Below are 22,675 nucleotides of genomic sequence, written 5' to 3'. Positions count from 1 at the left end.
ATCGACCACTAGCCCGCCGGTTGCAACCCGGAGCCGGCCAGAGGGGTTCATGCCGCAACAGCAACGATTTTACGGGGGGCAGCCATGCGGCTCGACGATTACGACAACGACATCGACGTCGGCGATGCCACCTCGCGCGGCGGCTTCGGCGGCGGGGGCGGCGGAGGCCTGTTGTTCGGGCTGCTGCCGCTGATCGGAAGCCGGTTCGGCTGCGGCGGGATCGTCGTCGTGCTGATCCTGATGGCGGTATTCGGCGGCGGCCTCGGCGGGCTGGGCGGCATCCTCGGCGGCGGCGGAGGCAGCGCCCCCTCGACACAGGTCGGCCAGCAGTCGGGCGGCGGCAGCGTGCAACAGATCTGCGACGCCAGCCCCGAGCGGCGCGCGACCTGCAACGCATTCAGCAATGTCGAAAATACCTGGGAGCAGATCTTCGCGCAGTCGGGCCAGCGTTTCCGCGCACCGGGCTTGCGTTTCTTCAGCGGCCAGGGCCAGTCCGGCTGCGGCGCGGCACAGAGCGCGATGGGGCCGTTCTACTGCCCCACGGACAGCGACATTTATCTCGACACCGGTTTCTTCAACGAGCTGACCAACCGCTTCAAGGCGCCGGGCGACTTCGCGCAATATTACGTCGTCGCGCACGAATTCGGCCATCACATCCAGAACTTGCTCGGCACGTCGGAGAAGGTGCAGCAGGTCCAGCGCAGCAGCAGCGAGACGGAGGGCAACGCCGCCTCGGTCCGGCTCGAGCTGCAGGCGGATTGCTACGCTGGCGTGTGGGCGGCGAAGAACCGCGACCGGTTGGAGCCAGGCGATGTCGAGGAAGGCATGCGCGCCGCGCAAGCGATCGGCGACGACACGCTCCAGCGCGAGGCGCAGGGCCGCGTCGTACCCGACAGCTTCACCCACGGCACCTCGGCGCAGCGCCAGTTCTGGTTGCGCCGCGGCATGGAAAGCGGTGACCCTGCGGCGTGCGACACCTTCTCGGGCGCGATCTGAACGAGGAGCGGGCGAGATGCTCCAGCATCTCGCCCGCTCATGTTTCCACCGTTAGTCAGCCCGGCGCGTCAGGTCCGCCGGGCTCATGCGCAATCAGATGCGATGATCACCTACGTAAGCGAACAGCAGATCGGCATCGTTCGACGCGTGCATCTTCTCCGTGCCCGTCACGGTAACGCACTCGCCCGCCTTCCACGCGACGCCTGCGACGACGCCCTCACCCTTGATCGGCACCAGCCAGCCGGTCTTACCCTCGGGCAAGTCGATCTCCCGGTCGCCGCCGGTCCAGCGCTCCAGCACAAACTTTGGCCCTTCGACCAGGATCGTGCGACCCGGCTCGACCTCGCCCGGCGCGCTCGGCGGCGTCCACGGCGTCAGCTCCGCGACCGCAATCCCGTCGTCTAGGTGCAGTTCGCGCGGGCGGCCGTAATCGTACAGGCGGTACGTCGTGTCGGAATTCTGCTGTACCTCGATCAGCGTCAGCCCGGCGCCGATCGCGTGGATCACGCCCGAATGCGAGTAGAAGAAGTCGCCCTTCTTCACCGGTTTCCAATCGAGCTTGTGCTCGATCGATCCGTCGAGCGCACTTTCCCGCAGTTCATCGGCGGTCATCGGCGCGAGCGGGCCGATCGCGATCGTCGAATCGGGCTCGGCGTCCAGGATCGTCCAGCACTCGTCCTTGCCGCGCGGCAGGCCGCGCTTCTGCGCTTCCTCGTCCGACGGGTGATCCTGCACCGACAATTTCTCGCTGGTGAACAGATATTTGATCAGCAACTCCGATTCTTCCGGGTGCGGCGACTGAAACCACACCTCACCGATCGGCTCGCCCTCGGGCGACGGATCGGGGAAGCCAGGATAGAGCGTGTGCCGGCCCCACGGCTTCTCGACGCGCTTGGTGGCAAGCAGGGTGGCGGGCATGGGAACTCCTGATGGTAACGGAAACGGTATCAACGCGTGCGATATCACGTCCGTTGCCGCGCGCGAGCAACAAAGCTTACCGCTGCACGGTGAACGCCCCGTCGCCCGCGCCTGCGAAAGCCGTTGTTCGCGCGCACTCGCATGCGCTAAGGCCGATGCCGATGCGTACCCTTCCCGTTCGTGGCCTTTCGGCTCGTGCCCCGCTTGCTCGTGGCCTAACCGTCGCGCTGATCGCCGCGTTCGCGCTTCCCATCGCGGGCTGCGCGCGCAGCAAAGCCGGCACCGACCTGCCCTATGTCGCGCGCGACGTCGGCACCTTGTATACCTCGGCGAAGACGCGGCTGGATCAGGGGCGCTACAAGGAAGCGGCCGCGCTGTTCGACGAGGTCGAGCGCCAGCATCCTTATTCGGTCTGGGCGCGCCGCGCGCAGTTGATGGGTGCGTTCAGCTATTATCTCGCGCGCGATTACACCAACGCGATCCAGGGTGCGCAGCGCTTCCTATCGGTCCACCCGGGCAACCGCGATGCGCCCTACGCCTATTACCTCGTCGCGCTGAGCTATTACGAGCAGATCAGCGACGTGACGCGTGATCAGAAGATCACCACGCAGGCGCAGGAATCGCTCGGCGAACTCGTTCGGCGCTACCCCAACACGCGCTACGCCGCCGATGCGCGGCTGAAGCTCGACCTCGTGCGCGATCACCTCGCGGGCAAGGAAATGGAGGTCGGCCGTTTCTACGAACGCCGCCGGCAGTGGCTGTCCGCGACGCTGCGCTTCCGCAAGGTGATTGACGAATATCAGACCACCACGCACGCGCCCGAGGCGCTGATGCGACTGACCGAAACCTATCTCGCGCTCGGCGTCCGCAACGAGGCCGAGAAGGCCGCCGCTGTGCTCGGCGCCAATTACCCGGGCTCCGACTGGTATCAGCGCGCCTACAAGCTGATGCGTGAATATCCCTCGACCGCGATCGCGCCGCTCGCGCCGGGCGCGCAGGTGGTGCCGCCGGGCACGCGCACCACGACGGTCGCGGGCGAAGCGACCACCAGCGTGCCGGCCAAGGCCGATGCGCCGAACGCGGTCACGCCAGCGACCACCGGCGGCGATCCCGCGGGCACCTTGCCGCCCGACACGACCTCGCCCGCGAACACCCCCAATCCGACGTCGAGCACGCCGACCCCGTAAGGGGCGCGACGTGCATGTTCGCGGAACAAAAAGGGTAACTTCGCGCCCGATCTGCGCTAAAGGCGTTGGCGACCTATGCTGACCGCCCTTTCCATTCGCGACGTGGTGTTGATCGAAGCGCTCGACCTTGAGTTCGGCGACGGGCTGGGCGTGCTGACCGGCGAAACCGGCGCGGGTAAGTCGATCCTGCTCGATTCGCTCGGCCTCGCGCTCGGGCGCCGCGGCGACAGCGGATTGGTGCGCCACGGTGCGCAGCAGGCGAGCGTCACCGCGACCTTCGAAGCACCGCAGGGTGTCGCCGCCGTGCTGGAGGAGAACGGCCTCGACGCCGAGCCGGGCGAGCCGCTGATTGTCCGCCGCATCGTCAAGGCCGATGGCGGCAGCCGCGCCTTCGTCAACAACCAGCCTGCCTCCGCCGCGCTGCTGCGCGAGATCGGGCAGATGCTGGTCGAGATCCACGGACAGCACGACGACCGCGGCATGCTCGCGCCCGCCGGTCATCGCGCACTGCTAGACGCCTTCGCGCGCGCCGACGTCGCCAAAGTATCCGCGGCGCACGCTGCGTGGCGTGCCGCCGCCGTCGCGCTGGACGACGCGCAAGCCGAGATCGCGACTGCGCAGCGCGACCGCGAGTGGCTCGAACACGCCGTCGCCGAACTCGACAAGCTCGCGCCCGAACCCGGCGAGGAAGAAGCGCTCGCCGAGCGCCGCCGCGGCATGCAGCGCGCCGAGAAGATCGCCGATGACCTAAACGACGTCACCGGCCACGTCGACGGGCGCGACGGAGCGATGACGCAGTTGCGCCAGGCCGCGCGCGTGCTCGAACGGATTGCGGAGGATCACCCCGCGCTTGCCGAGGCGCTCGCCGCAATCGACCGTGCAGTAATCGAGGGTTCGGTCGCCGAGGAGAAACTGCGCGACGCCGCCGCCGCGCTGATGCACGATCCACGTCAATTGGAGGAGGACGAGGCGCGGTTGTTCGAGCTGCGCGCGATGGCACGCAAGCACCGCGTCCAGCCCGACGACCTCGCCGCGCTCGCCGATCGCCAGCGTGCGCAACTCGAGCGATTGAACGCGGGCGAGGAAGGGCTGGCCGGGCTGGAAACACGGGTCGAGAAGGCGCGCGCCGCCTATGTCGTTGCCGCCGACGCGCTGACCAAACAGCGCACCGCCGCAGCGAAGCGGCTCGACGCCGCGGTCGCGGGCGAGTTGGCGCCGTTGAAGCTCGATGCCGCGCGCTTCCGCACGGTGGTCGCAGCCCTCGGCGAAGGCGAGTGGTCGCCCGCCGGGCGCGACCGCGTCGAGTTCGAGATTTCGACCAACCCCGGCGCGCCGTTCGCGCCGCTCGCCAAGATCGCCAGCGGCGGCGAGCTGTCGCGCTTCATCCTGGCACTCAAGGTCGCGCTGGCGCAGCAGGGCGGTGCCGCGACGATGATCTTCGACGAGATCGACCGCGGCGTCGGCGGCGCGGTGGCGAGCGCGATTGGCGATCGTCTGGCACGGCTGGCGACGCGCGCGCAATTACTCGTCGTGACGCACTCGCCGCAGGTCGCGGCGCGCGGGGCGGCGCACCTGCTGATCGCCAAGAGCAACGACGGCAAGGTCACCCGCACCGGCGTCCGCCCGCTCTCCGCGGCCGAGCGCCGCGAGGAGATCGCGCGGATGCTGTCGGGCGCAACCGTCACCGACGAGGCACGCGCCCAGGCTGAACGATTGCTCGAACCCGCCTGAGCCGCGCCACTTCGGCTTAGCGTTCGCTCAGATAATAACGATCGGTCGCGTTCAGGTCGGCGTCGAGTTCGTAGACGATCGGCTGACCAGTCGGGATCTCCAGCCCGGTGATCTCGTCGTCAGGAATGCCGCTCAGATGCTTGACCAACGCGCGCAGCGAATTGCCGTGGGCGGAGATCAGCACGCGCTGCCCGTCCCTCAACGCCGGCGCGATCCGCTGATCCCAGTAAGGCAGCACGCGCGCGATCGTGTCCTTCAGGCTCTCGGTCGCAGGCACGTCGATGCCGGCGTAGCGACGGTCGTTCGACAAATCGTATTCGCTGCCCGCTTCCATCACCGGCGGCGGCACGTCGAAGCTGCGACGCCAGACATGGACCTGCTCGTCACCGTGCTTGGCGGCCGTCTCCGCCTTGTCGAGCCCGGTCAGCCCGCCGTAATGCCGCTCGTTCAACCGCCAATGTTTCTCGACCGGCAGCCAAAGCCGCCCCATTTTCTCAAGCGCCAGGTTGAGCGTCTTGATCGCGCGCGTCTGGAGGCTGGTAAAGGTCTGGTCGAAGTCGAGGCCCTTCGCCGCCATCAACGCACCCGCCGCGCGCGCCTCGGCCACGCCCTTCTCGGTCACGTCGACGTCCCACCATCCGGTGAAGCGGTTCTCCAGGTTCCACGACGATTGGCCGTGGCGGATCAGGACGAGCGTGGGCATCGATGGAACCTCTCTGCGGGGCCGCGCGACGGCGGCGATCGCTCCCTCGCTAGGGGAAAGCGGCGGTGGCGGGCAAGCCGGGACGCTTACAGCCTCAGGCGGAAAAAGTGGTTGTGCGGGCTGGTACGGTAATCGGCGAAGGCTTCGCACGGCACGAAACCCGCGCGCGTGTAGAGCCGGATCGCGGCGTCGTAAGCCGGGGTGGTGCCGGTCTCCCGGTAAAGGTCCGACATCCCCTCCTCGCGCGCCGCCGCCACGATAGCTGACAGGATCGCATGTCCCGCACCGCGACCAAGCGCTTCATGCGTGCTACGCATCGACTTCACCTCGCCCGCTGCGTCACCGAATCGCTTCAACGCACCCATGCCGGCGAGCGTGTTGCCATCCCACGCGGTGCAGAAGGTGACGTCCTCTGCGGACAGCGCTGCGTCATCCAGCGCGAAGGAGAAGCCAGCGGGCGTGCCCGCGCGCTGTTCGGCGACATGCGCGGCGAGCAGCGGCGCCACCACGGGATTGGTCGGTGTGTCGCGACGTACCTGCACTTGCGCGCTCCGCTGTCAGGGTGTTGGGTGCCGGTTTAGCGCGCCGGCATCACCGAACAAGCGCGGAGAATAGACATGGCAGTCGAGCGCAGAACGCTGATCCACGACGGTCCGGGCGGCCGCTTCGAAGGGGTGTTCGCGTGGGACGACGCGCTGGCGGGCGCGCGGCCGGGCGTGCTGGTGATCCCCAACATTCTCGGCCAGAAGGAAGAGGACAACGCCAAGGCGGAGGCGCTCGCCGCGCTCGGCTACGCCGCCTTCGCCTGCGACGTCAACGGCCAGGGCAAGCGGACACAGCGCAGCCCGGGATCGTCGCGCTACATGGACGAAATGAACGCCGACCGCGCGTTGCTCCGTGACCGCCTAGCCGCGAGCCTCGCGGCGTTGAAGGCACAACCCGAGGTGGACGCCAGCCGAACCGCGGCAATCGGTTTCTGCTTCGGTGGCAAGTGCGTGCTCGACATGGCGCGGAGCGGTTTGGACGTGCTCGGCGGCGTCAGCTTTCACGGCGTCTATGACCGACCCGATTACGACAATGTCTCACCCATGACGGCCAAGCTACTGATTTGTCACGGTCGGGACGATCCACTCGGCAAGCCCGAGACGGTCGTGTCACTTGGCCAAGAACTGACCGACAGCGGCGCCGACTGGCGAATCCACGCCTACGGTCATGCCGGCCACGCCTTCACCGACCACAGCATGAAAGGCTCGACCACGCCCGGCGTCGCCTACGAGGAACGCGCCGATCGCCGCAGCTGGCAGGCGATGCAGAACTTCCTGGCCGAGCTGTTCGCGTGAGGTAAGCGCGCAGCCGATCTGCTCGGGGCCGAGAAGGCGACCATCCAGGCTGCATCGCGTGCTTGTCGTCGGAGGCACCTAGTCGCAGGTCAGGCCGGGGAGATGGCGTTCACCGACCGGCGCAGATCGACGCGGGTGAGCCAGCCGCACGAAGCGCGCCAGCACGACAGTTCGGCGGCCTCATTACTTGCCGCGCATCCGCACGGCCCGCTTCACGTCACGACACCGTGCGCAGAATGTCCTCGAACTCGTCGCGGATGCCTTCGGGTGCGCTGCGCAGCAGCACCTGCAACCGCTCGCGGATCGCCTCGGTCTGCCGGTCGTCCGACATGCTCGCCATTGTCCACCCGCTGAAGATGCGGCGTGAGTCGAGTTCGTCGTGCAACGTGCGCACCTCGCCGTGGCGCGGGTCGGCGCTGATCTGCGCGAACACGTGCGCGATCGCCTCGGGCGTACCTTCCAGCACCTGCAGGAAACGCCGACCATCGGACAGCAGGATACCCGAGATACCGTTCAAACCATTGTTCGCGCGTGACTGCCGCAGGATATCGATCTGCGTGTCGTCGTCGGTGCGCGCGGTAGCCGTGCTGGCATAGACGATGCGGCGAAAACGGGCGTCCGGCTGGTCAGTCATCATGACCCGATAGCCAACATAGGTTATGAAGTCGAGCCGGTCAGTTGGCAGCAACCGCGCGGTGGTGGCGGATCACCTCGTCAATGATGAAGCGCAGGAACTTCTCGGAGAATTCCGGATCAAGCTCGGCGTCCTGCGCCAATTGACGCAACCGCGCGATCTGCTGCTCCTCGCGCCCCGGATCGGCGGCGGGAAGCCCGCTGCCCGCCTTATGCCGCCCCACTGCCTGCGTGATCTTGAACCGCTCGGCGAGCAGGCAGACGAGCGCGGCATCGATGTTGTCGATGCTCTTGCGGTAACCTTTCAGCACGTCGTCGCTCATGCGGTCCTCCTGCGCGCCGGTGTCGCGCAAGGCGGCGCGTCCCGCAAGGTTCGATCGTGCCTGGCTGCCGGTTGCGACTTGCGCTCTATCGCGACTTGCCTTGCCCCGACCTCCGCTCGTACACGCGCGGGAAGATGAGCGCATCGATCCATCGCCTTTCGGGCCGCACCCCTTCGCTCGATCCGATGATCGATCTGGTCGCCGCCGACATGAACGCCGTCAACGCGGTCATTCTCGACCGCATGCAGTCGCAGATCCCGCTGATCCCCAAACTCGCCGGGCATCTCATCGCGGGCGGCGGCAAAAGGATGCGTCCGATGCTGACGCTCGCGAGCGCGAAGCTGATCGGCTACACCGGATCGCGTCACCACCGGCTCGCCGCCGCGGTGGAGTTCATTCACACCGCCACGCTGCTTCATGACGACGTGGTCGACGGCTCCGACCTGCGCCGGGGCAAGCGCACCGCCAACATCATCTGGGGCAACCCCGCCAGCGTGCTGGTCGGCGACTTCCTGTTCAGCCGCTCGTTCGAGTTGATGGTGGAGGCCGACAGCCTGAAATCGCTCAAGATCCTGAGCCACGCCTCCGCAGTGATCGCGGAAGGCGAGGTCAACCAATTGACCGCGGTGCGCCGCGTTGACCTGGGCGAGGATCGCTACCTCGACATCATCGGTGCGAAGACCGCAGCCCTGTTCGCCGCCGCGTGCCGCATCGCCGCCGTGGTTGCCGATCGGCCGGAGAGCGAGGAGGAAGCGCTCGACGCTTATGGCCGCTATCTCGGCATCGCGTTTCAGCTCGTCGATGACGCAATCGATTATACCTCGGACGCGGGCACGATGGGCAAGGACGCGGGCGACGACTTCCGCGAGGGCAAGGTAACCTTGCCGGTCATCCTCGCCTATGCGCGCGGATCGGCGGAGGACCGTACCTTTTGGCGCGACGCGATCGAGGGTCGGCGCTCGAGCGACGCCGATTTCGCGCACGCGATCGAACTGGTGCGCTCGACCCGCGCGGTCGACGATACGCTGGCGCGTGCGCGCCACTACGGACAGCGCGCGATCGACGCGCTGGGGCCGTTCGCCAACGGCAAGGCGAAGGACGCGATGGTCGAGGCGGTCGAGTTCGCGGTCGCACGCGCCTACTAAGGCACGTCGGTCTGCCTCTCGGCGTGGTTCAGTGTGAGCCAGCCGGAAGCATTATCAGCGATCGTGAGCGCTGACGTCTAAGCGAGCGGCGCATACCGCAGTTCGCCTACGCTACGGTAACGGTCGCTCAGCCCGCGTCAGACCCGCCGCTCATCGGCAAGGTCGCACGCGTGGGCGCCCGTCTCCACCTGGATCGTCGCGTGGCCAATCCCGTAACGGTCGTGCAGCATCGTCTGCACCTGATGCAGGAACGCGTCGCCGGGGTGCCCCGCCGGCACGCACAAATGCGCGGTCAGCCCGGGTTCGGTCGTCGACATCGGCCAGATGTGAAGGTCGTGCACCTCGGTCACGCCCGGCAGATCGGCGAGCGCGGCGCGCACGCCGTCATAGTCGATCCCGCGCGGCACTGCGGCGAGCGACATTTCCACCGTCTCGCGCAGCAATCCCCAGGTCTGCCAGAAGATCACGCCCGCGATGACGAGGCTGACCAGCGGGTCGATCCACCCGGCACCGGTCGCCCAGATGATCACGCCCGCAACCACCACTCCGGCAGAGACGAGCGCGTCCGACAACATGTGGAGAAAGGCGCCGCGGATGTTGACGTCGCCCTTGCGCCCGCGCGCGAACAGCCACGCGGTCACTGCATTGACCGCGATCCCGCCGGCCGCAATCGCGGCGACCGACAAACCGGCCACGCGCGGCGGGTCGGCGAAACGCTGCACCGCCTCGGTCGCGATCGCGCCGAGCGCGACGAGCAGCAGCAGCGCGTTGACGAGTGCCGCCAGGATCGTCGATCCCTTCAATCCGTAGGTGAAACGCTTCGACGGCGGGGTCCGCGCCAGCGCCGCGCCGCCCCAGGCGATCGCGAGGCCGAGCACGTCCGACAGATTGTGGCCGGCATCTGCCAGCAGCGCGACCGAGCCGTACAGCAACCCCGCGACCGCCTCGACGATCAGGTAAGCGAGGTTGAGCCCGATGCCGATCGCGAAGGCGCGGTCCCAGCGCTCGGGCGGCGCGGCATGGGCGTGCCCCTGCCCCTGCCCGTGACTATGCCCGTGCGCGTGTCCGTGGTGGTGCGAGTGACCGTGATGATGCGCGTGCGCCATGGCGCGCCGTTAGCGCAAGCGCCGCGAGATATACTAGGACCCGAGCGACGCGCGATCACGAAAGCTACGCATGTAACCGCGCATCGTCACTCCTCGTCCACAGTCGACGCCGCCGGCAGCCGCAGCCGCACGAGCAACCCGCCCAAGTCATCGCTCTCCTCCAGGCTGACTGTCCCGTCGTAGATCTCCGCCACGTCGCGCACGATCGCGAGGCCGAGGCCCGTGCCCGGCTTACCCGAATCGAGCCGCACGCCGCGATCAAAGATGCGGACGCGGTCGGCCTCGGGGATGCCCATCCCGTCGTCCTCGACCTGGATCTCGACGAAGCCCGAGTGCGCGCCAACGGTCACGAACACGCTGCCGCCACCGTATTTCGCGGCATTCTCGACCAGATTGCCCATGATCTCGTCTAGATCCTGCCGCTCGATGTGCGCGACCAGGTCCTTCGGCCCATCCATGTCGACACGGACGTGCGGGTAGAGCCGGCGTACCGCTCGCTCGACCGACTCGACGCTCGGCCACACCTCGGCGCGACTGTGCGCGGAGCCACGCCGCCCGACCGCACGCGCGCGCGCCAGATGGTGGTCGACCTGTCGCCGCATCGTGCGCGCTTCGCGGATCACCGTGTCGGACAGGTCGTCCGAGTTGGCGGTTGCCGCGTTCATGATGACGGTCAGCGGCGTCTTGAGCGCGTGCGCGAGATTGCCGGCGTGGCGGCGTGCTTCCTCCGCCTGCCGCTCGTTATGCTCGACCAGCGCGTTCAGCTCGTCAACCATCGGCTGCACCTCGATCGGCATGTCGCCTTCGACGCGATTGGCGCGTCCCGCGCGCATCCGCGCGATCGCTAGCCGCACGCGCCTGAGCGGCAACAGGCCGTAGAAGGTCTGCAACGCGGCCAGTGCCACCAATCCCAGGCCGAGCAGCAGGAAGCTGCGGATCAACGTGCGGCGCAGCACCGTGATCTGCGCGTCGAGCGCCTCGCGGCTGGACGCGACCTGGAAACGCCAGCGTACCGGCGAGCCGGGCAGCTTCACGTCCTGCTCGACGACGCGCAGCTTCTCGTCCTTGAACTGCCGGCTGTCGTAGCTGTGGACGCTGCGGTCGTTGTGCGGTGCTCCGTAAGCGAGTTGCCGATCCCACAAGGAGCGCGACGGCCAGGTCTCGTGTCCCGGCGCCGACACCTGCCAATAGAGTCCCGAATAGGGTTCGAGGAACCGCTGGTCGGCCGGCTCGCGGTTGAACGTCACCTCGCCCGCGGTGTCGATCTCGGCCGACACGAGCAGCGAGCGCAGCACGTAGCCGAGCTGGTCATCGGCATTGCGCGTCACCGCCGCCACCAGCACGCGGTCGAGCGCGAAGCCACCGCCGGCCAACAGGATCGAGATCCACGCCGCCGCGATCAGGATCATGCGCCGCGACAGCGACCCGCGGGTACGCAAGCCCGCGCTCACACCGCCACTCACGCTGGTTCGCTCCGGAACCAACCCGCCGGGCGCCGGTTCACCCGCGCATCGGAGGAAACACCATGCGCAACGGTAGAAACGTACCTGCCATGATCGTCGCCATCATGGGGGGCCTGGTCGTCTCGATGCTCGCCGGCCTCCTGCTCGCCTCCTACGCCACCGCTGGCGTCACGCCGGTCAACTTCACTGCGCGACAGCCGCGCATGGCGCGCGTGGTCGAGGCCAACCAAAACCGCTTCGCGCAATTGACCACGGTGCAGCAGATCGCGGCCCGCGTCGGCGAGGCACGCCCGGCTGATCAGGATTGGTGACGCCACCGCCGCGCGTTCCTCAGGCGTCCGGGTCCTCCAGGCTGTAACCCAGCCCGCGGATCGTCGTGATGACGTCCTGCCCCAGTTTCTTGCGAATACGCGTCACAAACACCTCGATCGTGTTCGAATCGCGATCGAAATCCTGATCGTAAATGTGTTCGATCAACTCGGTACGGCTGACCACCTTGCCCTTGTGGTGCAGCAGGTAGCTGAGCAGCTTATATTCCTGCGCGGTCAGCTTCACCGGCTCACCCGCGCGCGTCACCTTGCCGCTGCGCGTGTCGAGCCGCACGTCGCCCGCGGTCAGCTCCGACGAGGCATTGCCGCTCGCGCGACGGATCAGTGCGCGCAGCCGCGCGATCAGTTCCTCGGTCTGGAACGGCTTGGCAACGTAATCGTCCGCGCCCGCGTCGAGCCCCGCCACCTTGTCCGACCAGCTGTCGCGCGCGGTCAGCACCAGCACCGGGGTCACCTTGCCCTCCTTGCGCCAGCGGTCGAGCACGGTCAGCCCGTCGATTTCGGGCAGCCCCAGATCAAGCACGATGGCGTCGTAATTCTCGGTCGAGCCGAGGAAATGCCCCTCCTCGCCATCGGTCGCGAGATCGATCGCGTAACCCGCCCCTTCCAGCGTCGACTTCAACTGCTGGCCGAGGTTCGGCTCGTCCTCGACGATCAGAACACGCATCATCTTCTCCCTGCGGCACGTGAACGCTTCGATTATCGGCGAGCGCCCGGCCAGATCAATCTTTACCCCGGTCGCTCTAGCGTCCGGTGCGCCCCAGCACCTGCCCCGATCGCCCGTCGACGTCGACCCAGATCACCTCGCCGTCGCGCAGGAACTTCAAGGTATAGACGGCCGAGTCGGTATCGAGGTTGAATCCGATATATTGCGCGCCCTTCATCGTCGGGATCACGCGCCGTTCGATTTCCTTCAACGGCAGCAACTTGCCCGCGCGCGTCGCGCGCCACGCGAACGCGCGCTCGCTCTCCTGCTCGGCGGGTGCGGCGACGGCGGGGATCGCTGCGAACAGCAGGATGGGGGCGAGCATTCTCACGCGAGCTTACATAGGCACAACGGATTGAACACCCTGTGAATAACGCAGCAAGCCCTCCGTAACTTGCCCGCCCGCGGTCGGTTCCCTAGGTGCGCGGGCATGGCAGCACCGATCCTAGCATATGAAGACCTCGGCCTCGTGCAGGGAGCGGGGTGGCTGTTCCGCCACCTTGATGTGTACATCGGTCAGCGCGACCGGCTGGCACTGATCGGGCGCAACGGCGCGGGCAAGTCGACGCTGCTCAAGCTGATCGCGGGCGCGGTCGACAGCGACGAAGGGCGGCGTACGATCGTGCCCGGCACCAACGTCGTCATGCTGGAACAGGAACCCAATCTAGCGGGGTTCGAGACGCTGGCCGATTACGTCCTGTCAGGTGACCGCGCGCCGGAAGCGTATGAAGCGGAGGCGATCGCGGGGCAGCTCGGCATCGATCTGACCCGGGTCTGCGCGTCCGCGTCGGGCGGCGAGCGGCGTCGCGCGGCGATCGTGCGTGCACTGTCGCTCAACCCCGACGTGCTGCTGCTCGACGAGCCGACCAACCACCTCGACCTCGGCGCGATCGAGTGGCTGGAGGAGTGGCTGAACCGCTTCACCGGCGCGTTCGTCGTCATCAGCCACGACCGGACCTTTCTCACACGCCTGACCCGCCAGACCTTGTGGCTGGAGCGCGGGTCGCTGCGCCGCAACGAGGTCGGCTTCGGCGGGTTCGACGCCTGGACGGAGGCCGTCTACGCCGAGGAGGAGCGCGCGGCGCAGAAACTCGACGCCAAGCTGAAGCTGGAGGAGCATTGGCTCCAGCGTGGCGTCACCGGCCGCCGCCGCCGCAACCAGGGGCGTCTGACCAAGCTCAAGGAGATGCGCGCCGAACGTGCCGCGATGGTCGGACCGCAGGGCGCCGCCGCGCTGTCGGTCGGCAGCGACGACGTGAAAACCAAGGTCGTGATCGACGCAGAACATGTGTCGAAATCATTCGGCGACCGCGCGATCATTCGCGACCTCTCGTTGCGGGTCACGCGCGGCGACCGGATCGGTATCGTCGGCAGCAATGGCGCGGGCAAGTCGACGCTGCTCAAGCTGCTGACCGGCGAGCTCCAGCCCGATGCCGGCACCGTCAAGCTGGCCAAGACGCTCGACGGCATCGTCATCGACCAGCAACGCAGCCTGATGGCGCCCGAGAAGAAGGTGCGCGACGTGCTGGCGGACGGCGGCGAGTGGATCGACGTGCTCGGCACGCGCAAGCACATCCACGGTTATCTCAAGGAATTCCTGTTCGATCCCAACATGGTCGACGCGCGCGTCGGCACGCTGTCGGGCGGCGAGCGCTCGCGCCTGCTGCTCGCGCGCGAGTTCGCGCGACCATCGAACCTGTTGGTGATGGACGAGCCGACCAACGACCTCGACCTCGAAACGCTCGACCTGTTGCAGGAGGTGATCGCCGACTACGACGGCACCGTGCTGATCGTCAGCCACGACCGCGACTTCCTCGACCGCACCGTGACGGTGACGTTAGGGCTCGACGGCAGCGGTCACGTCGACGTGGTCGCGGGCGGGTACGAGGATTGGGTTGCCAAGCGCCGGCCACGCAATGAGGCGAAACGCGCGGCGGCGAAGACGAGCGCCACGCCCCCTCCTGCGCCAACCACGCGGGTCAAGCTCAGCTACAAGGATCAGCGCGATTACGAACTGCTGCCGCGCCGGATCGAGGAGATCGACAACCAGATCGCGGGTAAGGAGGATCTGCTCGCCGATACCGGGCTCTACGCGCGCGATCCTGCCGCATTCGACCGGCTGATGCGCGAGATCGCCGCGCTGCGTGACGAAAAGGACACCGCCGAGCTGCGCTGGCTCGATCTTGCCGAGCAGGTCGAGGCGCTCGGCTGAACTAGAGCGCGCGCCCCTCGCGCCCGGCGAGGTCGACGACATATTGCCACGCGACCCGGCCCGACCGGCTACCGCGCCGCGTCGCCCATTGCACCGCGTCGGCCGCGTCGAACGGCAGCGCATGCGCCTCGGCATAGCCGCGCACGATGCCGAGATAATGCTCCTGATCGACGACGTGGAAGCCCAGGCTCAACCCGAAGCGATCGGCGAGCGCGAGCTGGTCGTCGGCGACGTCGCGCGCATTCACCGCGCGTTCCTGTGCCCCCATGTCGCGCGGCACGAGGTGGCGTTGGTTCGAGGTCACCACCAGCCGCGCGTTCGCCGGCCGCGCTTCCGCCCCGCCCTCCAGCAACGAGCGAAGCGCGCGCGCGTCGCCGACCGCGTCGAAGCCGAGGTCATCGAGGAACAGCACGAACGCGCGGTCGACGCCCGCGATCGTGTCGAACAGCCGCGGCAGCGTCGCCAGCCGGTCGGCCGCCACCTCGATCAGCGCGAGCGCGCCGCCCGCCGCCTGCACCGCAGCCACGCTCGCCTTGACCAGCGCCGACTTGCCCGTTCCGCGCGCACCCCACAGCAACACGTCCTGTGCCGCATGGCGGGCGGCGAGCCGTTGCAGATTGGCGAGCAACGCCTCCTTTTGCGCCTCGACGCCGTGCAGCAGGTCGAGCGGCAAGGGTGAAAAATGCCGCGCGGCGACCAGCACGTCGTCGCGCCAGACATATGCCGGCGCGACGAGCGGATCGGCCGCGGCGCGCGGCGGCGGGCTCAACCGCTCCAGCGCGGCGGCGATGCGGGTCAGGGCGTCGTCCATGCCCAGCGCTATACGGCGAGCGCGGGCGCGCTCAACCGTTCGCGTCAGCGCGGAAGTGCCGCGAGCAACCGCGTCGCCGCTGGACGCTCCCCGAACGCAGGGTCGGCGAGTGCGATGCCGAGCGATGCCCGCGCGGCGCGCACCTGTCCGGCATCGGCGAGCGCTTGCGCTTCGTGCCAGCGGATGCCGGCATGCGTCGGGGCGAGCCGCGCCGCCTTGGTCAGCAATTGCAACGCCGCCGCCGTGTCACCAGCGGCGAACAGCGCGGCACCATAAGCGTCGGCCGCGCCAGCGCTCATCGGCGACAGGCGGTAGGCCGCGCGCGCGAACGGCAGCGCCGCGCGCGGATCGCCCGCCCCGGTGTAGGCGTAGCCGAGTTGCGTCAGGACCAGCGCGTCGCCATCGCCGGTCATGCCGCGAAGCTGTTCCAGCGTGCGCACCGCGCCCGCGAAGTCGCCCGAGACGAGTTGCAGATTGGCGAGCAACCGCCGCGCGACGACCGAGCCCGGGTTCTGCGCCAGGTACAAGGCGAGCGCGTCGGCGGCCTGGGCGCGCTTGTTCGTCTGCGCCCAGGCTTCGACCAGCCGCAGCAATGTCGGCTCGTCGAACCGTAGGTCGGCCGCGCGGACATAAGCGGTCGCCGCAGCGGCGAAACGCCCGCTCGCCGCATCCACGTCGCCCAGCAGGATATGCGCCGGCGGTACGCCGGGCGACGATCGCGACAGCCCCTCACTGGCGGCGATCGCCTCGGCGAAGCCACCCGTTTCGACCAACCCGCGGATGAACGCCACCGCCGCCGCCGGGTCGTTCGGTGCGTCGACGACCGCGTTGGCGAGCACGCCCGTGTCGCTGTCCTGGCCGAATGGTGCCGCGCGCGGCACGGGCGGACGCGCCGCGCGATCAAGGAAGCGCGCCGCCCAGTCGCGCTCGCCGCGCGCCTCGAACGCACGCGCGACCAGCGTCAGCGTGTAACTGTCGGCGTCCGCGCGCAGCGCCACCGGACGCAGCGTGTCGAGCGCACCCTTCGCATCGCCCGAGCGCAGCAGCGCCGCGCCGAGCAGGCGACGCGCGACGAGGTTCATTGGCTGCGCACCCAGCAATGCGCGCCATTTCACCGCCGCCTGCTCGTAACGGCCGTTGGCGTAGTCGATCCCGCCCGACAGCAGCAACCCGCCGGGCAGGCCGTCGAGCCCGCCGTTCGAACGCTCGAGCAGCGCGCTCGCGAGTGCCACGTCGCCCGCGCGCGCCGCCACCACCGCCATCAGGTACAATGCCTGCGGATCGCCGGGTCGCGCCGCCAGTGCGCGCCGCGCCGCTGCCACGCTGTCGGCGTTGCGCCCGATCTCCCCCAACGTGCCGGCATATTCGATCAGCGCGCGGTGGTAATAAGCGTCGCGCGACAAGGCCGCCTCGAACCACGGCAGCGCCGCGACCAATCCGTATTGCCCGCGCACCAACTCGCCGCGCAGCACCAGCGCCGCCAGGTTGTTCGGGGCGAGCGCCAGCGCGCGCTGCGCCGCCGCAGTCGCGCCGCCGACATCGCCGATGTCGAGGCGGATGCGGCCGAGATCGCTCCACGCGGCCGAGTCGCGCGGCACACGCGCTATCACCTGTTGCAGCAGCGCGGCACTGGCGGCGCGGTCGCCTTGCTCAGCCAGCGCGCGCGCCTTTGCGCGCTGCGCGAACGTGACGAAGCGCCCGCCCGCGCGGTCGGCCTCGGCGATTGCGCCATCCTCGTCGCCTTGCAGCAGCAGCGCGGCGGCGCGCAGGTGATGGAGCTGCGCCGCCGGCAGCCCTGCACTCCGCGCCCGGTCGATCGCGCCTTGCGCCGCGACGCCGTTGCCGAGCAGCAGGTAGGTTTCGGCAAGCGCGCGCTGCGCCGCGGCGTTGCCCGGTTCGGCCGTGACCGCGGCGATGAAGTCGTTGCGTGCGGCCGAGTAATTGGCGCGCGCCAGCGCCGCGGTCCCGCGCTGCATCGACACCGCGGCGTCGGGGACGTCGGCGCGGCGCGCCAGCATCGACAGCGCCGCCGCCACGATCGCGAGCAGCAGCACCGCGAGCACCGCGCGCGCGCCGCGCCGTTGCAGCAACGCCGCCGCGCCCGGCCACGACACACGTCGCCCCCGGCGGCGGCCGCGCAACAGCGGATAGGTCGCGCGCGCGTCAGCCATGCAGATCGTAGCTCTTGAGCAGGTCGTACAACGTCGGCCGGCTGATCCCCAGCAGGCGTGCAGTGCCCGAGATGTTGCCGTCGGCCTGCGCCAGTGCGCGCGTGATCGCGCTGCGGTCTGCCCGCTCGCGCGCGGCGCGCAGGTTGATCGGCAGCGCGGCGCCATCGGTGGCCAGATCGAGATCGGCCGCGGTGACGTACTTGCCCTCGGCCATGATCACTGCGCGCTTCACGCGGTTCTCGAGTTCTCGAACGTTGCCGGGCCAACCCCAACCATCGATCGCCGCGGTCGCATCGGGGGCGAGGCCGTGGACACCGGGATTGAGCGCTTTCTTGTGCTGCTGCACGAAATGGCGCGCGAGCAGCGCCGCGTCGCCGCTGCGCTCGGCCAGCGACGGGATGCGGACGACGATTTCGGCCAGTCGATAATATAGGTCCTCGCGAAAGCGACCATCGGCGACCATCGCGTCGACGTCCTGGTGCGTCGCGCACACGATCCGAACGTCGACCGGGATCGCGCGCCGTCCCCCGATCCGCTCGATCACGCGCTCCTGCAGGAAGCGCAGCAGCTTGACCTGGAGCGGCAGCGGCACGTCCCCGATCTCGTCGAGGAACAAGGTGCCGCCGCCCGCCGACTCGATCTTGCCAGCGGTCGTCTTGATCGCGCCGGTGAACGCACCTTTCTCGTGCCCGAACAATTCGCTTTCCAGCAACGTCTCGGGGATGGCGGCGCAGTTGATCGCAACGAACGGCCCATCGCGGCGCGGACTGGCGTCGTGCAGCCCGCGCGCGAGCAATTCCTTGCCGGTGCCGCTCGCGCCCAGCAGCATGACCGACACATCGGCTGGCGCGACCCGCTCGATCGTGCGGGTAACCCGCAACATCTCGGGCGCGGCGGTGATGAGCCCTCCCAATCCCGCCGCTTCGCCGCGCGCAGCAAGCCGGCGGTTCTCCGTCTCCAGCGCGTGGACGTGGAACGCGCGCGCGACGATCAGGCCGAGCGCATCGATGTCGATCGGCTTCTGGTAGAAATCCCACGCGCCGCCCGCGATCGCCGCCAGCGCGGCCTCGCGCGCGCCATTGCCCGAGGCGACGATCACCTTGGTGTCGGGCTTCAATGCCAGGATCTCGGACAGGGCACGCAGGCCTTCGCTCGCGCCATCGGGGTCGGGCGGCAGGCCGAGGTCGAGCGTCACCACCTGCGGCTCGGACGCGCGCACCGCGTCGAGCGCGCTCGCGCGGTCGCCGGCGACGACCACCTCGTAACCTTCGTACGCCCAGCGAAGCTGGCGCTGCAGCCCAGCATCGTCCTCGACGATCAACAATGTCTTCACGTCGCTCACGCCGCCTGCTCCAATGCCGGTGCGATCGGCAGCGCGACGCGGAAGCATGTCCCCTCGCCCTCCCGGCTCGTCACCGTGATGCTGCCGCCCATCTGCTCCGCGATCTGCCGCGCTTCATAGGCGCCGAGCCCGAACCCGGCGGGCTTGCCCGACACGAACGGGCGGAACAGGTCGTCGCGCAGGAAAGCGGGTGACATGCCGCTGCCGCGGTCGTCCACCTCGATCACGGCGTGCGACGCATCGGCGACGACGCGCAGCCGCACCGGCACCGTCGGCGCGCTCGCCTCGATCGCATTCTGTATCAGATGGCCGAGCATCGTCTCCAATGCTTGGCGATCGGCGAGCGCGAACAGGCTGGGCCCGCTCACCTCGACCGCGTGTTGCGCGCGGCGCGCGGCGGCGAGGCGCAGCGCGACCTGCAACAGGTCGACCGATTGCACCTCTTCGCGCGTCGCCCTCCCCTGCTGCGCGAGCCGCGCGAGCAGCGCGGTCATCCGCTGCGACGTGTCCTGCAAGGTCGCGATCATGTCGGCGCGGAATGCGGGATTGTCGGCGTGACGCTCGGCATTGCGCGCGACCAGCGCGGTCTGGCTGACGAGGTTCTTCAAATCGTGCATGATGAACGCGAAGCGGCGGTTGAACTCGTCGAAACGCCGCGCATCGGCGAGTGCGGCGTGCGCGCGCTCCTCCGCCAGATAACTCGCGGCCTGGCGCCCGGCGGCGCCCAGCAGGTCGAAATCCTCCCAGTCGAGCGCGCGCGTGACCGGCGGGCGTGCCAGCACGATCGCACCAACCAGCGTGTCTGCGCGCAGCAGCGGCACCACTGCCCATGCATCGTCGTGCGCCAGCAACCACGCAGGCAGCGCAGCGATCTCCTCGGGCGGTGCCTCGCCGATACGGCATGCATCGATGTCGACGATCCGCCCGGTGCGGCGCAGGTAACGGTCGAGCGCGGCTGGCGCAGCAGCGGCGGGCGCCTCGTCCCAGCGCCATGCCGGTCCCGCGATCATCGCTTCGCCGGTCGCGTAGAGCAGCAGCCCGGCAGGTGACGCGGTCAGGTCGGCCACCGCTTGCACGATGCGGTGCGGCAACGGCGGTGCGTCGTCACCCGATATGCCCAGCGTGTCGGTGAAGCGCATCCATTCGGCGCGGTAATCATAGCGGTGGCTGAACAGATGCTTGGCCACCATCACCTTCGTCCAGGCGCGCAGCCACGGCGTGGTGACGATCGTCAGCACCGCCGCGCCGGTGCCGAACACGAACGCCGCCTGCACCACGCGCGCGTGCTCCCCCCCGACGCGCCCGAGCAACCCGGTGGCGGCAGTAGCGGCGATCACGTACAATAGTCCCGCGATCAGCAGGATCGCCTGCGCAGCGGCTCCGCGCGACATGCGCAACGATCGGTCGGCACGCCGATGCACCGCCACCAGCGCCGATCCCGCCACCAGCACGGTCGCGCACCCGCGCAGGATCGTCAGATCCTCGCTCCACCCGCTTGCCGCGTGTGCCAGCGCGAGCACGATCAGGTCACTGCCCCACATGATGCCGATTGCGGCGACCAGCATCTGCCGCGCCCCGTTCATCCGGTCGCGGGCATCCGCGACGTGGCGGTGCAGCAGCACCAGTGCAGCGGTGGTCGACAGCAACCGCAATCCGCGCCACGTCGTCTCGGCCGCGGCGCGCTGCACGCCCGTCGCTAAGGTCGGCTGCAACACCGACACGGCCGCCGCCAGCACCATGCACGACGCCGTCGCCAGATAAGCGCCGTTGCGGTAACCGCTATTGCCACCCTGACCGGCGGCGAGCGCGAACAGCACGGCGATCCAGGCGAGATTACGCGCCGCCTGCGTCACCCGCACCGGCACCTCGGCATCGCCGATGCCGGCGACGCCGAGCGCCCACAAGGCACTGAGCGCGAGCGCCAGCAGCAACAGCCATCGCGGCGCGAAGCGCACCGGGCGTCGCGCCTCCACCAGCGCCGCACTGCAGAACAGCAGCGCGGCCAGCCCGTGCAGCCAGATGACGAATGCCGCGCCGGTCACCGCCGCATCACCTCAGCGCGCCCCTTCGGGCCACAGCACCACCCGCAGCGTCTGCAACAGGATCAGCAGGTCGAGGAACGGCGTGTAATTCTTGGCGTAATACAGGTCATATTCCAGCTTGTGGCGCGCATCCTCGATCGACGCGCCGTAAGGATAGTTGATCTGCGCCCAGCCGGTGATGCCCGGCTTCACCATGTGGCGCTCGGCGTAGAAGGGCAGTTCGCGCTCCAGGTCGGCGACGAATTGCGGCCGTTCGGGACGCGGACCGACGAAGCTCATTTCGCCTTTCAGCACGCTCCAGCATTGCGGCAGCTCGTCGACGCGGATCTTGCGGATGAACTTGCCGATGCGGGTGATGCGGGGGTCGTCCTCCGCCGCCCAGACGGCGGTGCCGGCGACTTCCGCGTCCTGCCGCATTGAGCGCAGCTTCAGAATGTCGAACGACTGATTGTAGAGCCCCACGCGACGTTGCCGGTAAAAGGCAGGGCCGGCGCTCTCCAGCTTGATCGCGACCGCGGTGACCAGGATCACGGGTAGTGCAAAGGCGAGCAGCAGCAGGCTGGCGGCGATGTCGAACGCGCGTTTCGACATGCCCGACAGCATCCGCCCCGACGAGAAGCCGTCGGAGAAGATCAACCACGACGGGTTGACGCTGTCGAGGTCGATGCGACCGGTCTCGCGCTCCAGGAAAGTCGAATAGTCGATCACGCCGACACCGGTCGTCTTGACCCGCAACAGATCGCGTAGCGGCAGCGCGTTGCGGCGTTCCTCGATCGCCAGCACCACCTCGGACGCGTCGAGTGCCAGCACGTGGTCCGACAGGTTGGCGATCGCGTCGCGCCCGATTGCGCCGGGCATCACCGGGCTCGACTCCCCCATCGCGACATACCCGGCGACGACGAAGCTGGCACGCGGTCGCGCCGCGAGTTCGCCGAGCTTCGCTGCGCGTCGCCCCGCCCCCAACACCAGCACCCGGCGCCGAAGCGCGTCGCCGCGGATGAAGCTGCCGATCGCGAACCGTACCGCTACCAGCCCGGCGACTGCGAAGATCATGCCGAAGAACAGGTTGGAGCGCCAAAAAGTGATCGCCGGCACGAGAAAGAAGATCACCGACAGGAAGATGATGCCGATCGACACCGCCACCAGCAGCCGCGCGGTGGCGAACCGCCACGATTCGAACGCGTGCACGCCGTAAGCGCCAACCGCGATCATTGCGACTTCGAGCGGCACCGCGAACGACAGCAATTGCGGCACGCGGGTCGCGATCGTGTCCACGTCCATGCCGATCTGCCAGGCGCGCAACTGCCATCCGGCCTCCGCCGCCAACAGCAGCAGCACGAAGTCCAGCAAGCCCAGCAGCAGCGCCGCATTGGGTACGTAATGTTTGAACACCCGCGTCATCGAGGCGCCGACCCTGCCGTTGTAAGCTGTTCCGACACCCCAGATCGCGCAAATTGGCAAAGATTCCCTGAACGACCTCGCTTTGAGCCGGAGCTTTGTAGCACTAAGGTCGTTAC

21 protein-coding genes are annotated in these 22,675 nt (G+C 68.5%); 7 read left to right on the top strand and 14 right to left on the bottom strand.

From position 1 onward, the window contains the following. The first annotated feature begins 84 nt into the window (after nucleotides 1-84). Complete coding sequence (ypfJ, locus tag HRV97_RS01870; RefSeq protein WP_174191995.1) at nucleotides 85-996, top strand: KPN_02809 family neutral zinc metallopeptidase; 912 nt, start codon at nucleotides 85-87, stop codon at nucleotides 994-996. A 93-nt stretch (nucleotides 997-1,089) separates the two neighbouring features. Here the strand turns inward: ypfJ and HRV97_RS01865 are convergent, their stop codons facing one another. Then, nucleotides 1,090-1,914, bottom strand: coding sequence for a class I mannose-6-phosphate isomerase (locus HRV97_RS01865; RefSeq protein ID WP_174191994.1), 825 nt, complete (start codon nucleotides 1,912-1,914; stop codon nucleotides 1,090-1,092). A gap of 161 nt (nucleotides 1,915-2,075) precedes the next feature. Between HRV97_RS01865 and HRV97_RS01860 the strand changes: the two genes are divergently transcribed. Both HRV97_RS01860 and recN read left to right on the top strand, forming a co-directional pair. Beyond that, on the top strand, nucleotides 2,076-3,101 hold the full coding sequence (locus HRV97_RS01860) for an outer membrane protein assembly factor BamD (protein WP_246248477.1): 1,026 nt from the start codon (nucleotides 2,076-2,078) through the stop codon (nucleotides 3,099-3,101). A gap of 75 nt (nucleotides 3,102-3,176) precedes the next feature. Further along, nucleotides 3,177-4,832 carry a DNA repair protein RecN gene (gene recN / locus HRV97_RS01855; RefSeq protein ID WP_174191993.1) on the top strand — a complete coding sequence of 552 codons (1,656 nt, stop codon included), beginning with the start codon at nucleotides 3,177-3,179 and terminating at the stop codon, nucleotides 4,830-4,832. A gap of 16 nt (nucleotides 4,833-4,848) precedes the next feature. Here recN and gpmA read toward each other — a convergent pair whose 3' ends face one another. Together gpmA and HRV97_RS01845 are read right to left on the bottom strand one after the other, a co-directional pair. Then, nucleotides 4,849-5,535: a 2,3-diphosphoglycerate-dependent phosphoglycerate mutase gene (gene gpmA, locus HRV97_RS01850; RefSeq protein ID WP_174191992.1), complete on the bottom strand. Its 687-nt coding sequence runs from the start codon at nucleotides 5,533-5,535 to the stop codon at nucleotides 4,849-4,851. Nucleotides 5,536-5,621: 86 nt separating this feature from the next. Further along, complete coding sequence (locus HRV97_RS01845) at nucleotides 5,622-6,077, bottom strand: GNAT family N-acetyltransferase (protein ID WP_174191991.1); 456 nt, start codon at nucleotides 6,075-6,077, stop codon at nucleotides 5,622-5,624. A gap of 75 nt (nucleotides 6,078-6,152) precedes the next feature. Between HRV97_RS01845 and HRV97_RS01840 the strand changes: the two genes are divergently transcribed. Next, nucleotides 6,153-6,875 carry a dienelactone hydrolase family protein gene (locus HRV97_RS01840; RefSeq protein ID WP_174191990.1) on the top strand — a complete coding sequence of 241 codons (723 nt, stop codon included), beginning with the start codon at nucleotides 6,153-6,155 and terminating at the stop codon, nucleotides 6,873-6,875. A 217-nt stretch (nucleotides 6,876-7,092) separates the two neighbouring features. Here the strand turns inward: HRV97_RS01840 and HRV97_RS01835 are convergent, their stop codons facing one another. Both HRV97_RS01835 and HRV97_RS01830 read right to left on the bottom strand, forming a co-directional pair. Beyond that, nucleotides 7,093-7,512 carry a BLUF domain-containing protein gene (locus tag HRV97_RS01835; RefSeq protein ID WP_174191989.1) on the bottom strand — a complete coding sequence of 140 codons (420 nt, stop codon included), beginning with the start codon at nucleotides 7,510-7,512 and terminating at the stop codon, nucleotides 7,093-7,095. Nucleotides 7,513-7,549: 37 nt separating this feature from the next. Next, a complete protein-coding gene (locus HRV97_RS01830; protein ID WP_174191988.1) occupies nucleotides 7,550-7,831 on the bottom strand; it encodes a chorismate mutase in 282 nt (93 codons plus the stop codon). A 134-nt stretch (nucleotides 7,832-7,965) separates the two neighbouring features. Between HRV97_RS01830 and HRV97_RS01825 the strand changes: the two genes are divergently transcribed. Beyond that, the gene (locus tag HRV97_RS01825; protein WP_174191987.1) at nucleotides 7,966-8,976 is read left to right on the top strand and encodes a polyprenyl synthetase family protein; all 1,011 of its coding nucleotides are present in this window, start codon (nucleotides 7,966-7,968) and stop codon (nucleotides 8,974-8,976) included. A gap of 137 nt (nucleotides 8,977-9,113) precedes the next feature. On the opposite strand, the gene HRV97_RS01820 is transcribed toward HRV97_RS01825, so the two are convergent. Next, nucleotides 9,114-10,082: a cation diffusion facilitator family transporter gene (locus tag HRV97_RS01820; protein ID WP_174191986.1), complete on the bottom strand. Its 969-nt coding sequence runs from the start codon at nucleotides 10,080-10,082 to the stop codon at nucleotides 9,114-9,116. An 86-nt stretch (nucleotides 10,083-10,168) separates the two neighbouring features. Further along, nucleotides 10,169-11,491: a sensor histidine kinase gene (locus HRV97_RS01815; RefSeq protein ID WP_174192608.1), complete on the bottom strand. Its 1,323-nt coding sequence runs from the start codon at nucleotides 11,489-11,491 to the stop codon at nucleotides 10,169-10,171. 143 nt (nucleotides 11,492-11,634) lie between these two features. On the opposite strand from HRV97_RS01815, the gene HRV97_RS01810 reads away from it, so the two are divergent. Then, nucleotides 11,635-11,856, top strand: a complete 222-nt coding sequence (locus tag HRV97_RS01810) for a hypothetical protein (protein WP_174191985.1) — start codon at nucleotides 11,635-11,637, stop codon at nucleotides 11,854-11,856. A gap of 19 nt (nucleotides 11,857-11,875) precedes the next feature. Here HRV97_RS01810 and HRV97_RS01805 read toward each other — a convergent pair whose 3' ends face one another. Both HRV97_RS01805 and HRV97_RS01800 read right to left on the bottom strand, forming a co-directional pair. Next, the gene (locus HRV97_RS01805; RefSeq protein ID WP_066709293.1) at nucleotides 11,876-12,541 is read right to left on the bottom strand and encodes a response regulator transcription factor; all 666 of its coding nucleotides are present in this window, start codon (nucleotides 12,539-12,541) and stop codon (nucleotides 11,876-11,878) included. 76 nt (nucleotides 12,542-12,617) lie between these two features. Next, nucleotides 12,618-12,905 carry a hypothetical protein gene (locus HRV97_RS01800; protein WP_223176541.1) on the bottom strand — a complete coding sequence of 96 codons (288 nt, stop codon included), beginning with the start codon at nucleotides 12,903-12,905 and terminating at the stop codon, nucleotides 12,618-12,620. A gap of 105 nt (nucleotides 12,906-13,010) precedes the next feature. On the opposite strand from HRV97_RS01800, the gene HRV97_RS01795 reads away from it, so the two are divergent. Next, nucleotides 13,011-14,792, top strand: a complete 1,782-nt coding sequence (locus HRV97_RS01795; RefSeq protein ID WP_174191983.1) for an ABC-F family ATP-binding cassette domain-containing protein — start codon at nucleotides 13,011-13,013, stop codon at nucleotides 14,790-14,792. Between the two features lies 1 nt (nucleotide 14,793). On the opposite strand, the gene HRV97_RS01790 is transcribed toward HRV97_RS01795, so the two are convergent. The 5 genes from HRV97_RS01790 to HRV97_RS01770 are packed head-to-tail and all read right to left on the bottom strand — an operon-like array spanning nucleotide 14,794 to nucleotide 22,559. Then, entirely contained in the window at nucleotides 14,794-15,603 is an 810-nt protein-coding gene (locus HRV97_RS01790) for an ATP-binding protein (RefSeq protein WP_174191982.1), read from the bottom strand. A gap of 44 nt (nucleotides 15,604-15,647) precedes the next feature. Beyond that, on the bottom strand, nucleotides 15,648-17,774 hold the full coding sequence (locus HRV97_RS01785) for a tetratricopeptide repeat protein (RefSeq protein WP_174191981.1): 2,127 nt from the start codon (nucleotides 17,772-17,774) through the stop codon (nucleotides 15,648-15,650). Further along, a complete protein-coding gene (gene prsR, locus HRV97_RS01780; protein ID WP_223176540.1) occupies nucleotides 17,767-19,164 on the bottom strand; it encodes a PEP-CTERM-box response regulator transcription factor in 1,398 nt (465 codons plus the stop codon). Before prsR ends, HRV97_RS01785 begins: the two co-directional genes overlap by 8 nt. Then, nucleotides 19,113-21,158 (bottom strand): XrtA/PEP-CTERM system histidine kinase PrsK, encoded by a 2,046-nt coding sequence (gene prsK / locus HRV97_RS01775; protein ID WP_174191979.1) that lies wholly within the window; start codon nucleotides 21,156-21,158, stop codon nucleotides 19,113-19,115. Before prsK ends, prsR begins: the two co-directional genes overlap by 52 nt. A 12-nt stretch (nucleotides 21,159-21,170) precedes the next feature. After that, nucleotides 21,171-22,559, bottom strand: a complete 1,389-nt coding sequence (locus tag HRV97_RS01770) for a TIGR03013 family XrtA/PEP-CTERM system glycosyltransferase (protein WP_174191978.1) — start codon at nucleotides 22,557-22,559, stop codon at nucleotides 21,171-21,173. Nucleotides 22,560-22,675 lie beyond the last annotated feature (116 nt).

It is taken from the genome of Sphingomonas hominis (genome assembly GCF_013328205.1).
GTDB classification, from domain to species: domain Bacteria; phylum Pseudomonadota; class Alphaproteobacteria; order Sphingomonadales; family Sphingomonadaceae; genus Sphingomonas; species Sphingomonas hominis.
The sequence above is the reverse complement of the archived record's forward strand: the minus strand, read 5'-3'. Positions and strand labels throughout refer to the sequence as shown.

What these genes read in the sequence shown, in the direction of transcription:
- ypfJ (WP_174191995.1), top strand. Translation starts at nt 85, where the DNA reads ATGCGGCTCGACGATTACGACAACGACATCGACGTCGGCGATGCCACC.
- HRV97_RS01865 (WP_174191994.1), bottom strand. Translation starts at nt 1,914, where the DNA reads ATGCCCGCCACCCTGCTTGCCACCAAGCGCGTCGAGAAGCCGTGGGGC.
- HRV97_RS01860 (WP_246248477.1), top strand. Translation starts at nt 2,076, where the DNA reads ATGCGTACCCTTCCCGTTCGTGGCCTTTCGGCTCGTGCCCCGCTTGCT.
- recN (WP_174191993.1), top strand. Translation starts at nt 3,177, where the DNA reads ATGCTGACCGCCCTTTCCATTCGCGACGTGGTGTTGATCGAAGCGCTC.
- gpmA (WP_174191992.1), bottom strand. Translation starts at nt 5,535, where the DNA reads ATGCCCACGCTCGTCCTGATCCGCCACGGCCAATCGTCGTGGAACCTG.
- HRV97_RS01840 (WP_174191990.1), top strand. Translation starts at nt 6,153, where the DNA reads ATGGCAGTCGAGCGCAGAACGCTGATCCACGACGGTCCGGGCGGCCGC.
- HRV97_RS01835 (WP_174191989.1), bottom strand. Translation starts at nt 7,512, where the DNA reads ATGATGACTGACCAGCCGGACGCCCGTTTTCGCCGCATCGTCTATGCC.
- HRV97_RS01830 (WP_174191988.1), bottom strand. Translation starts at nt 7,831, where the DNA reads ATGAGCGACGACGTGCTGAAAGGTTACCGCAAGAGCATCGACAACATC.
- HRV97_RS01825 (WP_174191987.1), top strand. Translation starts at nt 7,966, where the DNA reads ATGAGCGCATCGATCCATCGCCTTTCGGGCCGCACCCCTTCGCTCGAT.
- HRV97_RS01820 (WP_174191986.1), bottom strand. Translation starts at nt 10,082, where the DNA reads ATGGCGCACGCGCATCATCACGGTCACTCGCACCACCACGGACACGCG.
- HRV97_RS01815 (WP_174192608.1), bottom strand. Translation starts at nt 11,491, where the DNA reads ATGATCCTGATCGCGGCGGCGTGGATCTCGATCCTGTTGGCCGGCGGT.
- HRV97_RS01810 (WP_174191985.1), top strand. Translation starts at nt 11,635, where the DNA reads ATGATCGTCGCCATCATGGGGGGCCTGGTCGTCTCGATGCTCGCCGGC.
- HRV97_RS01805 (WP_066709293.1), bottom strand. Translation starts at nt 12,541, where the DNA reads ATGCGTGTTCTGATCGTCGAGGACGAGCCGAACCTCGGCCAGCAGTTG.
- HRV97_RS01800 (WP_223176541.1), bottom strand. Translation starts at nt 12,905, where the DNA reads ATGCTCGCCCCCATCCTGCTGTTCGCAGCGATCCCCGCCGTCGCCGCA.
- HRV97_RS01795 (WP_174191983.1), top strand. Translation starts at nt 13,011, where the DNA reads ATGGCAGCACCGATCCTAGCATATGAAGACCTCGGCCTCGTGCAGGGA.
- HRV97_RS01790 (WP_174191982.1), bottom strand. Translation starts at nt 15,603, where the DNA reads ATGGACGACGCCCTGACCCGCATCGCCGCCGCGCTGGAGCGGTTGAGC.
- HRV97_RS01785 (WP_174191981.1), bottom strand. Translation starts at nt 17,774, where the DNA reads ATGGCTGACGCGCGCGCGACCTATCCGCTGTTGCGCGGCCGCCGCCGG.
- prsR (WP_223176540.1), bottom strand. Translation starts at nt 19,164, where the DNA reads ATGCTTCCGCGTCGCGCTGCCGATCGCACCGGCATTGGAGCAGGCGGC.
- HRV97_RS01770 (WP_174191978.1), bottom strand. Translation starts at nt 22,559, where the DNA reads ATGACGCGGGTGTTCAAACATTACGTACCCAATGCGGCGCTGCTGCTG.